Origin of the sequence: Hwangdonia lutea (genome assembly GCF_032814565.1) — a bacterium.
GTDB lineage: Bacteria > Bacteroidota > Bacteroidia > Flavobacteriales > Flavobacteriaceae > Hwangdonia > Hwangdonia lutea.
The window spans coordinates 3,758,201-3,773,161 of sequence record NZ_CP136521.1; the positions used below are offsets into that span (position 1 = coordinate 3,758,201).

Consider the following 14,961-nt stretch of genomic DNA (forward strand, 5'->3'; position numbering starts at 1 on the left):
ACAAGCCTGTGTGTGAGCCCTGAAGGATTCGAACTATTTTATTTACCCCGCTTTTCTATGGACACACTAATCTTTTCGTAAAAATTGGTGAAATAATAGCGAAATATCAATTTTTCATTACCTATAACCAAAAGTAATACTTTTATCTTTTAGAACAATACCAAATAATTTAATTATTCATTTTGTTCCATTGAAACGTTCAAAAAAAGTACAGAAGCTTATTGTTTATAATTCTAATACTTTAAAAATAGAATGGTTATCTCCTGTTTGTAAAAGTAAATATTTAACAATAATCAATTAAAATACAAGCAATTACACCTCTATTAAAATCAAACCAACTAAACGCCAACAATTAAGATAATAAAAGGATCCATAATGGTGGAAAGTGATTTAGATTGATGTTGTACTTGTGTGTTATATTGGATGTTTAATCTATCAAAAAATGAATTGGACATGAATACAAAAAAAGCACGAGTATATATATATACTCGTGCTTTTTTTAATGATTTAAAATTAACGTTAATTTTGCATGATTAAATTATTGAAAAAAAAATATTGGTGCTTGCCAAAATTTAAGTTTCTGCTAAAATTCTAAGTCAGCCACCAAATCAAAATCGTCATAAATAGCTTTATCTTTTAAATTATCAAAGAAGCTTGTTGAACCATATCGTACATCAAATTTTGTTCTATCAATTTTTAGCGAAGCATTTGCTTTATTTCCATATATGGAAATATCGAACTTGATAGTTTCTGTTTTTTTCTTAATAGTAATATCTCCTGTAACTTCATAAGAGTTTTTTCCAGTAGATTTAACTTTTTTAAAGGTTAACGATGCTGTTGGAAAATTGTTTATTCCAAAGAAGTCATCAGACTTTAGATGTCCTTCCAGTTTGTCTTTGTATTCTCCTTCCAAATCTGTAACCACAATAGAAGACATGTCAATTATAAAACCGCCTCCAACAAGTTTATTGTCATCAAATAGGAGGTTCCCTTTCTTTATGTCAATTGTTCCTTGATGAGAACCTGTTACTTTGTAACCTTTCCAAGTCACCTTACTAGTTTCTAAATTTATTTCTTTTTTGACTTTTTCAACTGTAGCAAAAGAAAATGTCATGAATGCAACCATGATTATTGCAGTTATATTTTTTATTGATTTATCCATTTTTTTGTTTTTTAATAGGTATTTGATTAATTATTCTCCGTAATAGAATTTTTCTTTTATTATTTTTCCGTTTTTCCATTCTTGTACAGCAACTTGAGTGTAATTTTTTACTCCCCAATCTTTGTGAGTGTAATCAAAATGCCATTCTACCATAGTTGTATTTTCTCCAATAGTTACTTTTAAAGGCTGAGCACCTCTAAATTCTGTTATCGCTGCAAAAAAATCTTCTTCACGTTGTCTATTGGCTTTTTTACCCTCAATAGTAGGATTGTCATTTTCTTGCATAACTACATCGTCATGATAGAATTGATCAAAAGCTTCCAATGCTTTCCCTTGAAGAATCATGTCGTTAATTGTGCTGATTTTTTCTAATAGTGTGTTCATTATATTTTGTTTTAAATATTATGGTACAAATGTCTAAAACAACGAACGATTAAAAATTGAAGTAGATTATGAAATGATGTTAAACTAGATTAACATTTATTGATTTTGTATGATTTGGCTTTTTATCTTACTTAAAAACTCTTTGGTAACACCAAGGTAAGAAGCAATCATATATTGTGGAACTCGTTGCTCAATTTGTGGGTATTTGTTCTTAAATTCGATATATCTTTCTTTGACTGGAAGACTGAAGTTCCTAACAATTCTTTTTTGTGATGCTACAAAAGCACGTTCTACAATTTTTCTAAAAAGGCATTCAAGTTTTGGAATCTCTTTATATAATTCTTCAAGATTATCATAGGTAAATTGAATGAGTTGAGTATTCTCAATGCATTGAACATTAAAATCTGCTGGAGTTTGAGTTATAAAACTTCCCAAATCTGAGGTCCACCAATCTTCAATAGAGAACATTACGATATGTTCTTGACCATCTTTATCCATATAAAAAGTTTTTGTACCTCCTGAAATAATAAAATTGACACTCTTGCATATATCTCCTTGCTGAGATATGTATTGATCTTTGAGGTAGTTTCTTTGAACAATTTTAGAAAGTAGAATGGTTTCATCTTCAACTGATAGGCTGATATATTTATTTATATATTCTAAAAAAGGTATATTATTCATCCTTGGTGCTTTATTAATTATAATCTTGATTTATAATTTCTTATTTTTCAATCAATTCAAAATCAACTTTATTAAATTCCTTTCCATTAATTATGATTGACAATTGATGCTTTCCAATATTAAATTTCCTAGTTGTAATGATTTTAAAAGATTGTTTTCGTTTTATCTGTGTTGTTGAATTTCCAGGATATTGTTTTTCACTTATTTTAAACACTTTCTTTGATAAAGAACCGTTTGCTTTTTGGTAATAAAGCCCATATTCCAACCTAATTTTTGATGCTATTTTGTTGTTGTTTTTAAGTTCAAATATAAACTCTAAAAAAGACCCAATTTTAACTTTGGGTGTAAGAATTTTAAAGTTTTTAATTTTGACTTTATCTATTGCCCCAAATCCAAAAAGTTCCATTACTTCTGGATGACCTTGTTTTAACAGTGTTCTACATCCGTGTTTAATTACCCAGTCTGTTTCAGTTGTTTTTCCTTGCCAATTTTTCGCAAGGTCAATAACCGTATTTGGGTTGTCTTTTGAAATATCGTTTAAATTGTTTGCTACGCTTCTTCTAACACTTTCTGACGTATCATTTTTTAATTCTTCAAGAATAGAAATAATTGGTGTAGGGTTATTTTTTAATGAAGGGATGGCCTTTGCCCAAGGTAGTCTTGGTCTGCACCCTTCGGATGCAAGTCGTCTAACCATTGGATGTTTGTGTCGTGACCACAAGTTCATTTGTTTTATCATTTCAATTTCATATTTAATGATAAATGGTCTGACTGCAAATTCACAACTCGTAAATTGAGTTATTTGTTCAAATGCTTTAATAGATGTATTGTAATTTTCTAAACCATATAATTCGATAAAATCTGGAAGAAACATAAACTCAATGCTTTCTTCCCTAATTTCATTTTTCTTTAATTGAGAAATTAGATTTAGAATTGTACTTACATTCTCATTAAAATTATCAGATAAATGATTTTTCAAAACAATTGATATATGCCTCATTCGTTGTTTTAATTCTCTGCTCTCCCATTCGTTATCGTAGATACAGTCTAAAAATGAGTTTTTATCAAAATCAGATTTAATTCGTTGCATTGAATCTATAAAAGAATCAAAGAACTTTTGATTATATATATTCTTTAACAATTCTGCCATTCATTAATTTTATTCAATGTTGTTTATTATCTGATTCATCATATTTTAAACGTGGTTAAAGTAACTTTTTCAAGTATACTCTATAAGTAAATTAGATTGCCCAATTTAAAAAAAAAGTTCTCTTGTCTGAGCATGTTTTAATTTGACATCTGACCTTCTAAAACTGACTTTAGCTCATCAGACCATAAAATTGAGTAATGACCATAATTATCTAACTCGATTATATCACTTTGTGTAAAAGATTTATTCACTTTTCTTGCGCCTTGAATAGGCAACACATTATCGGATTTTGAATGCACAATTATTGCCTTGTCTACATTAGACAATTCGCTGCAATAAGTAACCATGTTAAGGTTTTCGATACTTTCATTAACATCTTCCTCAATTTTAGATATTAGCTTTTCAGTGACTCTACTGTTCAATCCAAATTTTATTGCCATCTCATCAATTCGGCTTTTAAAATTATAAGGAGTCGTAACCATCAGCCATAAATTAATTTTAATGTCTGGGCACAACCTTAATATCCTTGCAACATTTACACTACCAAAAGAATGACTGATTACTAAATCTGGGGTGTCCTTTTTAAAATGGGAAATCAAAATTTTTGAAAATTCAAACATATTCGTTTTTCCAATAGAGCTATTGCCATGAGAAGGCGCATCTATTGATACCACTTTGTATTTCGCCTTAAGTAATATTGGTATTAATGAGGCAAAGTTTCCGGTTTGTCCTTCCCATCCATGAACAAGATAAGCTGTTTTGTCATAATCTTTCCCCCATTCATACCGCATTAAAGCAAACTCATCATAGTTTACAACCTCAGCATTTGCTAAGTTTAACATTGCTTTTTCCGAGTCACGTAGTTTTCTTACTCTTGGATAAGACATATGTTTATAAATCTTATTTGATACCATACTTGGGAACAAATATTGGATGTACTTTATCATTTTACAATTATTAATTAAAATGCATTTTCATACCTTCGTGAGAATCTATAAACCCCAATCTTTTATAAAAATTCAATGCTCTTGGCCTTTTTTTATCAGTTGTTAATTGTAACACGTGAGCGTTTCTTTGTTTTGCCCTATTTATTGCCCATTCAAACATTTTGGTTCCTAAACCTCTTCCTCGTTGATCTTTTCTAATTCTAACAGCTTCAATTTGAGCTCTAATGCCTCCACGATAAGTTAAATACTGAATAAATGATAATTGCATTGTGCCAACAATTTCAAGTTTATCATTTTCAACAACGATAAGTTCCTGGTTGTTATCACTAGTTATATTTTCAAATGCTGCATAATAATTTTTAGGAAGAGGAACTTGAAAGTTTTCTCTTGTCTTACCTAATTCATCATCAGCAATCATTTCTACAATTGCTGTAACATCATTTCGTGTTGCTTGCTTGAATATCATAATAATTGTAATTGTTAGCTAGTTACCTAATTTTTTTAAGTAAGTTTTGCATTATAGATTTAAAATCTACCCAATAAATATCACCATAATCGTCACCTCCTCTATGGAAAAACAAATACTTGCCGTCGGGTGACACACTTGCAGCCATTTCAGTTTGATCTGTGTTAATTTTGGATCCCATATTATAAGGTTTTGTCCATGTTCCATTTTTATTAAAGCTGATGTATAAATCGCTTTCACCAAAGCCAAAGTCACTTTTAAAGTCGTATATCATATAACTTTCGTCTGGCGCTATGTATGAATGGGCTATCCATTTGCCCGTAGAATTTATTTCACTTCCCATTCTATTAATACTTTTATATTGGCCATCTTCCTTAACCGAGTTATAAATAACCCAATCTTCTGGTGCATCTCCTTTTTCACCAGTAGTGAAGTATAAATTACCATTTTCTGAAGACGTTAAGTACATTATTACAGATTTATCTACAAATGGTTTCCCTAAAGGAACTGGTGTACTCCAACCATTTGCATTTTTCTTACTATACCATTGGTAGAGTCCTGGTGGTTTAAGTGTATCGTTAAGTGGTCTTATGCTTCCAAAATACAGCTTATCTCCTTTAGGGTTGATATGAGGTTCGAAATCCCATCCTTCAGTAGTTGTAAAGAACGCTGATTCTGGGCTTGACCACTTGCCATCAACAAATTTCATGGTATAAATTTCATTGTCTTTTTCTGGCTTTCTACGTGTAAAATAAATTTCGTCCATATCGGGAGTAAACGTAATGGCAAATTCGTAGCTATCGGTTGAAATAATGTCTTCACCAAAAACCAAAGGCGTATCTGTTGGAATTTGATTACTGAGCAAAGTGAGATTTGATTTTTTACTTTCTTGGCAAGAAGTAATAAAGGCTAACAGATGTGTAAAAATGAGTAAGGTTTTTATATATTTCATTTTCTTGTTTTTTTTAAGATTATTTTTTTAGTTTCAGGTTAATTGCAATAATAACTAACCGTCATTTTAGACGCTACTATTTTATTCGTATGTCATTAATAACCCATTCCATCATATTGTCAATTCCTTTAGAATAGCTATTCCAGTCATATTCAATCAAAACATCAGGTTGGACTCCTTGAGTGACTTTATCTTGAAATCTAAATAGTCTTTTTGAATACGTAACAATCATTCCTGAATTTGGAAGAGCAAACTGTCCCATATCTTGATAACCTGTTGGATTTGAACCAGTAGGCTCCCCAACAATCTTAGCATTGAGGATTTGTCTAAATTGTGAAGCGTTGCTTGTAGCCGCAGAGAAAGTAACTTTGTCGGTCAACATATAAACTCCAGATTTCCAATCTATACTATCAGCTAAATTTAAATAATAAGCCAAAAAAGTTCCGACAAAAAAATCTCCACCTCCATTATTTCTTAAATCGATGACCACTTGTTTTATTTGGTTTTCATTGATGTATTTTAAAACTGATTCTCCAAATTTTTCCATTTCTTCAAACGAAGGGTAGCTTTCAAATTTGATATAGATTCCTGTTGTATTGTCTATGGGACTAAACCAAAGAAAATCATACTTTGAATCTGTAGGTTTTTGTATTTCTGGAATTCGTACTTCAAAAGATTTGAAGTCTGTGTTTTCATAATAGTCTTTACTATTAATTGTATTTAATGATACTGTTGATTCTTCTCCTGAATTATCTAAAAAAGTAAAATCCGCATTGAACTCATCTTTCGTTAATTGTAATCCATACAACAATTCAGATATCATCAAATATTCACCAGTTCTAATAATTTCGGATTGTTCATTTTCTACATACTGTGCTACTTTACTGATCTCATTTACAATTTTATTTATCGATTTACCATCAATTTCCGTTACTATTTTACCTAAAAGCATCTTATGATTATTTGTAGTTTTGATAACCCTCCATTGTCCTTCTACGTTGTAAATTTCAATTGGAAATAAATGTGTTTCGATACCTCTCAAAGAAAATGCTGTATGACCATCTCCAATTTTTCGGGTTAATCGCATTAGGTCTATAATAATTTCTACATCACTTTTTTTGTGTAGTGTTGATTTAATTTCCTGTATTTCATTTTCAAATTCTAATTTGCTAATGGTATTGTATAAGTCAATATGATTTTGTTCAATATTGGTCTTATAAAAATCAATATCTTCAGTCCAATTTTCTATATTTATTGATTGTGAAAATGCACTAGCACTAACTAATAAACTTAATGTTGCAATTAATAACTTTCTCATATTTCTATTTTGTATTATAGTTTCTTATGGTTGTAACTATTAGTAGCGTAAAAGCAATTCCAAAACCTAACACTCCAATATTAATTCCAAATAATGTTTTTTCACTGCCATCTAAATACTTCATTGAGCCACCATAAAAGTCTTGAAGTATATAGGCTAATAAAAATGCTCCTGTGATTAGTAAACCTAAAATAGCACTGATTTTTGTTTCTTTTTTAACCCAAACAAGCCATAAACATAAAATACCAATGCTAGTGTTTGTAATAAGCTGCCATACTTCATGAACCCTTACATGAGGTGTCCAGTCAGGGTTGAACACATGAGTTGTATTTATTTCTAAAAAAGGGACTATAGCAGCATAAAGAATAATGCTAAATGTGATTATTGATTTTTTCATTAAATTAATTTTTATCATATAATTTCTCAGTTGTCTTTTTAAGACCGGCTTTAGGCAAAAATTGATCTGAGATAGTTAAGATTGTATGTAGATTATCACGAAGCCTGTTTAATTTTATTTTATCTGGATTGATAGATATTTGTAATAAATGAAGTGCTATATCAGCAAGTAACATACGTTGTTTTTCTAACCATTCATTATCATCTTTTATAACTGGATTATTTAGATAGCTAGCTTCAACTTTACTATGCAATTCCCAACTAGTGTCTATTATTTTTTTGCCGTTCTTCTTTAGTCATCATTATAATTAAATGAGCATTACTATTCTTTAATACGAGGAGTACCTTTGTCACCTCCTTGTTCTAGCGTAACCTGTTTACCATCTTCTGAAAAAATAAAGGATACAGACTCTGCGTACATTTGCTCTAAAACAAACCGATTTTCTCCTCTATAAATTAAAGGAGCTTTAAATTCGTTTTTTATTAAATTAATAAGAGTATTATTTTCTTGTATAAGTACAGACTTATCGTTTGGATCACTTTGAGAAACATAAACACCAACAAATTTCTTCAACTCATTTTCTGATATTGCTACAGACGCATCTCCTAAAAACAATTTTAGTATTTCGGTATATATTTCGTTAACATCTATTTTAGAACCGTTTGAAATTAATGTAAAAGACAAATTCTCCTTAGAAAAATAAATTGAAGTCGCTCTAAATTCATCAATACGTCCTCGATGTCCAAATCCCTGTCTGTCATTAGTAGTGTACCTAAAAAGCCCCATTCCATATCTATCTTTTATAGTTTTCATTAAAGTTAGGCTTTCGTCTGAAAGTATTTTTCCGGTAAGCAAGCCTTCAAAAAAAGTATTTAAATCTTTTGGTGTTGAAACTATTGAGCCAGTTCCTGTAGCAGTAGACAAATCAGTCTCAGGAAATTCAGTCCATTTTTCATCATAGTTATAAGAATACGATTCATTATCATTTATATCTATTTCTTTTCCAGAATATGTATTATTTAAGTTAAGTGGTTTACAAATTTTCTCTTGCAAAAGATTTTCATAAGAAGTGTTATACGTTTTCTCAAGAATTAATGCTAATAAAAAATAATTAGAATTGCTATATTCTCCTTTAGTATTTGGTTCAAAGTCACTTTCATACTTTGAGATTTTAGATAGCATTTCTGTAGATGAAATATATCGGGTGCGATTGTCAAAAAACCATTTATCTTTTGTAAAACTATGGATACCACTTCTATGCTGTAATAACTGAGCAATGGTAATCTTATTCGCATTTTTCACATTCGGAAAATAGCTTTCTATAGTTTTGTTTATCTCTAGCTTATTTTCTTCAATAGCCTTAAAAATTAGTGTCGCTGTAAATGATTTAGTAACAGAGCCTATACGGTATTTGGTTTTGGCACTAGCTTTCTTTTTTGAGTTAATGTCACTAAAACCAACAGTGTTTTCGTATACTGTTTTTCCATTTTGAGAGAGTATAACACTCCCCATAAATTCATCGTTTTTATCATAAGCTTTTAATAAGCTGTCAATTTTAACTTGATAAGTGTCTGGTTTTTGCTCTTCCGATTGAACAGATTTTTTGTTTTCTGTACAAGAAACTAGTAGTGTGATGAATGCTACTATTAGTAAAGTTTCCTTTTTCATTTTTTTTGATTTTGATTGATTTTTGATTGATGTTATTGACTATATAAATAATACGAAGCAGCTAGTCCCATATTTTTATAATCGTGACCAACTCCAGGAATTATTTTAAGCTCCCAATTAAAGTCTGTATTAATCTTAGTCGCCATTTGCTTAGCTTGATAAAAAAAGAATTTTCCTCTTTCCAATCGATGGTTTCCTTGTAAATCGGCACTTTTAGATTGTAAAAAACTTCCTCCTGTTTTATTTTCGTTATCTTCCTCTCCAAGAAAAACAACCAAGTTTTTCTTAAATGCTTTTTTAAGTAAAGCATCATTAACTGGTGTATCCTTGAGTCCAAAAGGATATGAATCACTAAAATTTGGTAATGTATAGAAACTTGCATTAGAAGCTAAAATTTTATTAGCTTTTGTGTGTTCTTGAAACAGTACAAATCGGTGTAAAATATGTCCTCCTGCAGAATGCCCAAAAAGATTATAGGCAGTTTGGTTAGAGTTTAATGTTTCAACAGCGGAATCAAATATGCGATCAAAATCATTGAAAAGCCATTCACTTACATTCGTATTTGAATCGAACGTTAATTTGTCCTCAAAAAGTTTAATTTTATTAGTTCCTTCTATTCTTTCAATACTGTTATTTAAATTAGAATTCTTTATTAGTCCTCCTAAATGATATTCATCAAAGCTGTAATACTTTTTGGGATACATTGGAGATAAAATAAGAATACTGTTTTTTTCTGGCACCTCAATCCAAGAGTCTCTATATGTATCTCCATTTCTTCCAGCTCCTGGAATTACAAGTAGTATTTCAGAGTCGACTGTGAAGTTTTTTGGTTTATGATAATGCACTTCAATAGTGTTTTCTTCATTACCCATGCCGCCTTCCATAAAAAAAGATCCTGAACCCGTTTGAACCTCAACTTTATTACCGAATTGATTTTCATTTGTAATCAAATCACTTTTCTTCATTAAACTCATGCCACAATTTGAATATATCCCAGGTTTTGTATAGATTAACTCATCACATTCTAAATCACAAGGTGTACAAACATAGACAGCATTTTCTGTTTTGCAAGAATAAAATATTACTACAAGAAAAAGCAGACATAAATATGCAAACTTCCCTTTCTGAAAAATTAAATCATTTGTTTTCAAAACCTTTGTTTTTAAAACTCAATATTATTTTAAAAGCATTACTAAAGTTTATTTTTTACATGAGGATGGTAAACAACAGGCTTTACTTGTCATAGTTCTTAGATGTAAAGGATTTATGAATTATTTTCCATTCATTTTTAATTTTCAATAACAATAAATAATCAATTGCTATCCTATTACGGTCAGGCATTAGAACCTGTATTTTTGCAAGACCTGCATTATTTTCATAATCTAATGATAAAATATTCCCTATTCGGTTATTTTTTTTGCCTTCCTTAAAATTTCCAATGTATTGTTTTCCTGGAATAATGCTCAGATTGCCATCTTTTATATAGTATAAATTGAAATCTTGGTGAAATGCTTTTCTTAATTTATTGGGTTCTCCGTTTGCTGTTCCTTCAATGTAGTATGACAAGGTTTGTTTGATTTCTTCTAATCCTTTTTTTTCATTGGAAATTAAATCTTCAACTTCCTGATAACTTTTGAGGTTAATTATCTTATGCAATATTTTCCACTCCCCTTTTATTTTTAGAAGTAAAAGATAATCTGTTGCTATTCTTTTTGTGTATGGGAAGTAAACTTCAACTTTTACAGAAGCGGCATCATTTTCATAATCAATAGATATGATTCGCCCTATTCTGTTATATTTTTTTCCCTTTTCAACTCTATCAATATAACCCTTACCATCTATCACTCTTAATGTGTCTCCCTGTACTATGAAAAGTTTAAAATCTTTATGAAATGCCTCGTTTAGTATGTCAGGATTACCATTTGCTGTACCCTCTATATACTTCATTACAGCAGCGTTGATTTGCTCAATTTCTGTTTGAGCCCTTAGTTTTACAACTAAAACTAAATTAAGTATGATAAATATTATTAATGCTTTTTTCATGTTTATTGTTTTTGTTAACTATTATGTTTATCAAGCTCTGAAAGCAACTTCTCTTTATTCTCTAAAAAGATTACTTTTCTATAATTTTATTTTAAACCATTAACTGCGATAATTATTGAGGGTGTGATTCAAAAATAGATTACAAACTTGCCTACAATTTATCCGAAAAGAATAAATATTTGTTTGAAATGGACTATTCTATCTAAGAATATTTTATTTTACTTTTTAACAACAAATTCATTATATAGGTCAATTTCATATAATAATATTTCCTTATTTTCTCCTGGAAGTTGAGTTGTTCCAACTAAATTCATGTTTAGCTTATTTAAAATTTTTTGTGAAGAAATATTTTCTTTTGAAGTTATAGCTTTTATACTTTGAATATTAAAATTTTTAAAAGCAACTTGCTTTAACCTGTTAGCTGCTTCAAATGCATAGCCAAGCCCTTCATGTGATGGTAAAATACCGAATCCTATATCAACTCCATCAACACCACCTCTATTGTATAACCCACATACACCAATTTTTATATCATTTTGTTTTAGAATAATTGTGTAATTAGAATAGCCTAACATCTCCAGTTGTGGAGTCATTTTACCTTCAATATAATTTTCTGCACTTTTAATTGAGAAAATATTTCTATCTCCAACATATTTTTTAAATTTTGGGGCGTTCATCATTCTAAAAATTAGTTCTGAGTCTAACTTAGTTGTAGGTTTTAAAATGAGTCTATCTGTTTCAAATTTTTTATACATTCTTAACGTTTTATTTTTCATTTTTCATTTTTCATTTTTAAAATTTCAATTTTTATGGTTTTTAAACCATAGGTTTATTAAAATAGGCTGCCCTCTCAAAACCTCTAATATTCATAGAAATAATGGGAACATTTGGAAACATAAGCTTTAGTTCTGTTACTATAGATTTAGAAAGATGTGCTTTTTGAGAACTCGTCCTTCCTTCCATAATATTTGCAAAAACGTGGATAAAATCGTCCTTGGAATTCCCAATATTGTAATGTTTAAAAGGGTTGATTCTTACCTTAATATCTCCTTTATCAAAAAGCTGTGTTAATTCTGCTGTATCATAAACTTTTTGCATAATGTCATTTGGAGATTTTTGTGAAATAATATTTTCGGAGCAGTCTATTATAAAATGTGGCATAACTATTTATTTAATATTTCGAAAAAAAACTTTTCATTTCAACAAAGATGCTTTTTATCAAAAAATGACTATTGTTGGAAAAGGAGCAATATTTGTTCTAAAAGAATTTTTGGCTAAAAACACAACCCTTGCATTTGGATTTCTATGTACTATTAACCTCGTAATTTTTATTAAACTTTAGAGTGCTTTAGAAAAATTATTTATTTTTTCTTGAATTTCGTTTTTGAAATTTCTATCTGTTATTTGACCATCATTGAATTTATCATAAAACGAAGGCAAGGAAAACGTCTCAACAATTTTAGCACCCATAAACGGGAAGTCGGCTCTTGCAGATTGTAATACGGTTGCTCCACCTCTGCCTCCTGGTGAGGTTGCCATTAATAGCATAGGCTTCTCTCTCCATATTTTCATATTTACACGAGATAACCAATCGATAGTATTTTTAAATACAGCTGCATAAGATCCATTATGTTCTGCAAGAGATACTATAAATCCTTCGGCAGTATTTAGTAACTCGTCTAGTCTTTTTACGGCAGTAGGAATGCCATTTTCTGCTTCAAAATCAACGCCATAAATCGGTAGTATAAAATCGTTTAAATCGATAGTAATTAATTCTACGTTTTCTAATAAACTCGTGGTATAAGTGATTAAACTTTTATTAATTGATTTTTGGCTATTACTACCTACAATTGTGATTATTTTTTTCATTATTAGTATTTTTTTGAGATTAAATTATCAATCGACCATTTCCCGCTACCATTAACTATTATGGTTAATGCAAGACCAATTACAAGAAGAGAATATTCATAACCTTCACCAGTTTGATTGCCAAACCAATTCATAAAAAAGCCATGTTCTAATTGCGTCGTATAAATAATACCAATAAACATTCCTGCAAGCGATAATGCCCAGAACCTACTGAAGAACCCCATAATTAATGAAATGGAGCCAAAAAATTCAATCAATATTATCGAGAAGGCCACAATACTTGACAAACCCATTTGCGTTGTAAATGATTCCATAGTTGCTGAAAAACCATAGCCTCCAAAAAGTCCTAGTAATTTTTGTGCGCCATGAGGAAATATTACCAAACCAAGTGTTAATCTTGCAATGCTAAATCCAATATTTGGATGTGACGTTAAAAATGTTTTTACTAAATTTTTCATAATGTTTAAGATTTAAAATTGTTTATAAAGTTTTTCGGTAATACACACCGAAAGATGATTTTTCTATAGGTTTTTGCCCATATTGGTCAAAGTCTAGTCCAAAACCAAATTGGTGCCCATTATAAGACACACCTGCACGTAATTGCTGGAAACTTCTTGAGTGGGTTTTAAACTCATCCCAGATAGTTAAAAACTGTCCGTTTAACCAAATAGAAACTATATCGCTTAATGGTATGTTAAATTGAAACTGCGCAAGCACTTCAGCATAGCTAGCATTCTTTTGATGAGAATGAGCAACTGTAGGAATAATTATAAATAATGCTCGTGATTTTTTTAATATGAACTTTGCTGACAATCGTTCAGAGTACCCAGCAAAACTGTTGTAGTAAAAAGATGAACCAATAGCGATACTCTCGTTAATGTTCCAATATAAAGTTGGTTGAATTCCAACTTCATCAAAAACCTCATTCTCTTTTTTATTGAATTTTTGGAAGAATGCAAGGGTAGAAAGGTTCAGAGTATTTTCCTTATTAATTGGATAGTTTGAATACAGAGTAAAATCTGTTTTATCAAAACCAGAAAATAGTTCTACTTGTGCAAATTGTGCTTGTAAATAGTTGGCAAACCCAATTGTTAAGAACGTTGTAATGATTATTATTTTTTTCATGCTTCAAATTTCCGATAGGAACACATGAAAAAAAATGAACTAGTTTAAGATTTTTACAATCTATTAACTTTCGAAATAATTTTACTCATAAATTCTGGTGTAATACCAATATAACCCGCTAAATCTTTTTGGGTAATTCTGTTGACAATTTTTGGATATTTCTTTTTAAACTCGAAATATCTTTCTTCCGCAGTTAATGATATGCCATAATTGGAACGTCTTATGTAACTTATGAGTGACCTTTGGTATAAAATGCGATAAAATCTTTCGAATTTAGGTATTTCTTGAAAAAGCAAATCATAATTTGCTCGAGAGATACCTAATAATTCTGAGTCTTCGGTAGCTTTAATAAAATAGCGTGATGGTTCTTTGGTCATAAAACTAGCCAGATCTCCTGTCCAATAATCTTCAACCGCAAACATAGATATATGAGGTGCACCGTCTTCATCTAAAGAATACACTTTTAAGCAACCTTTAGTGATAAAATACTCGTATCTAGTGATTTTACCTGCTTGCATTAAAAATGCTTTCTTTTTTACTTTTACTTTTGTAAGCAAAGAAATATACTTTTGTTTTTCAAGCTCGGTTAAATCAATAAACCTACTAATATTATCAATAATTAGTTTATGTGAGTACTCCAATTTCAAGATGTTTTTTTATACTTCTATAAAATTAAGGATTTGATACCTGTTTTTTTAAAAACTTTACTGATTATTTCATTCCCATTAATACACCCACGTTTTTATAAATTTCCCTTCCTACTATAGTGTCAAAAAACCAATGGATTGCAATATAGGCT

At 29.9% G+C, this 14,961-nt stretch carries 19 protein-coding genes; all 19 read right to left on the bottom strand.

Features of this window, described 5'->3' with window-relative positions; genetic code table 11:
• Window positions 1-583: 583 nt before the first annotated feature.
• On the bottom strand, window positions 584-1,162 hold the full coding sequence (locus RNZ46_RS16160; protein WP_316983207.1) for a YceI family protein: 579 nt from the start codon (window positions 1,160-1,162) through the stop codon (window positions 584-586).
• Window positions 1,163-1,192: 30 nt separating this feature from the next.
• Window positions 1,193-1,546, bottom strand: coding sequence for a nuclear transport factor 2 family protein (locus tag RNZ46_RS16165; protein WP_316983208.1), 354 nt, complete (start codon window positions 1,544-1,546; stop codon window positions 1,193-1,195).
• Window positions 1,547-1,642: 96 nt separating this feature from the next.
• A complete protein-coding gene (locus RNZ46_RS16170; protein ID WP_316983209.1) occupies window positions 1,643-2,227 on the bottom strand; it encodes a Crp/Fnr family transcriptional regulator in 585 nt (194 codons plus the stop codon).
• Between the two features lie 40 nt (window positions 2,228-2,267).
• The gene (locus RNZ46_RS16175; protein ID WP_316983210.1) at window positions 2,268-3,377 is read right to left on the bottom strand and encodes a DNA alkylation repair protein; all 1,110 of its coding nucleotides are present in this window, start codon (window positions 3,375-3,377) and stop codon (window positions 2,268-2,270) included.
• 137 nt (window positions 3,378-3,514) lie between these two features.
• Entirely contained in the window at window positions 3,515-4,324 is an 810-nt protein-coding gene (locus RNZ46_RS16180; RefSeq protein ID WP_316983211.1) for an alpha/beta hydrolase family protein, read from the bottom strand.
• 10 nt (window positions 4,325-4,334) lie between these two features.
• Entirely contained in the window at window positions 4,335-4,790 is a 456-nt protein-coding gene (locus tag RNZ46_RS16185) for a GNAT family N-acetyltransferase (RefSeq protein ID WP_316983212.1), read from the bottom strand.
• Window positions 4,791-4,812: 22 nt separating this feature from the next.
• Window positions 4,813-5,742, bottom strand: a complete 930-nt coding sequence (locus RNZ46_RS16190; protein ID WP_316983213.1) for a TolB-like translocation protein — start codon at window positions 5,740-5,742, stop codon at window positions 4,813-4,815.
• 76 nt (window positions 5,743-5,818) lie between these two features.
• Window positions 5,819-7,060, bottom strand: coding sequence for a S41 family peptidase (locus RNZ46_RS16195; protein WP_316983214.1), 1,242 nt, complete (start codon window positions 7,058-7,060; stop codon window positions 5,819-5,821).
• 4 nt (window positions 7,061-7,064) lie between these two features.
• Entirely contained in the window at window positions 7,065-7,457 is a 393-nt protein-coding gene (locus RNZ46_RS16200; protein WP_316983215.1) for a hypothetical protein, read from the bottom strand.
• 4 nt (window positions 7,458-7,461) lie between these two features.
• Entirely contained in the window at window positions 7,462-7,710 is a 249-nt protein-coding gene (locus RNZ46_RS16205; protein WP_316983216.1) for a hypothetical protein, read from the bottom strand.
• Between the two features lie 68 nt (window positions 7,711-7,778).
• The gene (locus tag RNZ46_RS16210) at window positions 7,779-9,125 is read right to left on the bottom strand and encodes a serine hydrolase domain-containing protein (RefSeq protein ID WP_316983217.1); all 1,347 of its coding nucleotides are present in this window, start codon (window positions 9,123-9,125) and stop codon (window positions 7,779-7,781) included.
• A 32-nt stretch (window positions 9,126-9,157) separates the two neighbouring features.
• Entirely contained in the window at window positions 9,158-10,276 is a 1,119-nt protein-coding gene (locus RNZ46_RS16215; RefSeq protein WP_316983218.1) for a hypothetical protein, read from the bottom strand.
• 82 nt (window positions 10,277-10,358) lie between these two features.
• Window positions 10,359-11,168, bottom strand: coding sequence for a nuclear transport factor 2 family protein (locus RNZ46_RS16220; protein ID WP_316983219.1), 810 nt, complete (start codon window positions 11,166-11,168; stop codon window positions 10,359-10,361).
• A 218-nt stretch (window positions 11,169-11,386) separates the two neighbouring features.
• On the bottom strand, window positions 11,387-11,944 hold the full coding sequence (locus RNZ46_RS16225; protein ID WP_316983220.1) for a GNAT family N-acetyltransferase: 558 nt from the start codon (window positions 11,942-11,944) through the stop codon (window positions 11,387-11,389).
• A gap of 40 nt (window positions 11,945-11,984) precedes the next feature.
• Window positions 11,985-12,329: a 5-carboxymethyl-2-hydroxymuconate Delta-isomerase gene (locus RNZ46_RS16230; protein ID WP_316983221.1), complete on the bottom strand. Its 345-nt coding sequence runs from the start codon at window positions 12,327-12,329 to the stop codon at window positions 11,985-11,987.
• A 177-nt stretch (window positions 12,330-12,506) separates the two neighbouring features.
• The gene (locus RNZ46_RS16235; RefSeq protein WP_316983222.1) at window positions 12,507-13,037 is read right to left on the bottom strand and encodes an NADPH-dependent FMN reductase; all 531 of its coding nucleotides are present in this window, start codon (window positions 13,035-13,037) and stop codon (window positions 12,507-12,509) included.
• A gap of 2 nt (window positions 13,038-13,039) precedes the next feature.
• Window positions 13,040-13,495, bottom strand: coding sequence for a DoxX family protein (locus RNZ46_RS16240; RefSeq protein WP_316983223.1), 456 nt, complete (start codon window positions 13,493-13,495; stop codon window positions 13,040-13,042).
• Window positions 13,496-13,517: 22 nt separating this feature from the next.
• Window positions 13,518-14,162, bottom strand: a complete 645-nt coding sequence (locus tag RNZ46_RS16245) for a hypothetical protein (RefSeq protein WP_316983224.1) — start codon at window positions 14,160-14,162, stop codon at window positions 13,518-13,520.
• 53 nt (window positions 14,163-14,215) lie between these two features.
• Window positions 14,216-14,803 (bottom strand): Crp/Fnr family transcriptional regulator, encoded by a 588-nt coding sequence (locus RNZ46_RS16250; RefSeq protein ID WP_316983225.1) that lies wholly within the window; start codon window positions 14,801-14,803, stop codon window positions 14,216-14,218.
• Between the last annotated feature and the right edge of the window lie 158 nt (window positions 14,804-14,961).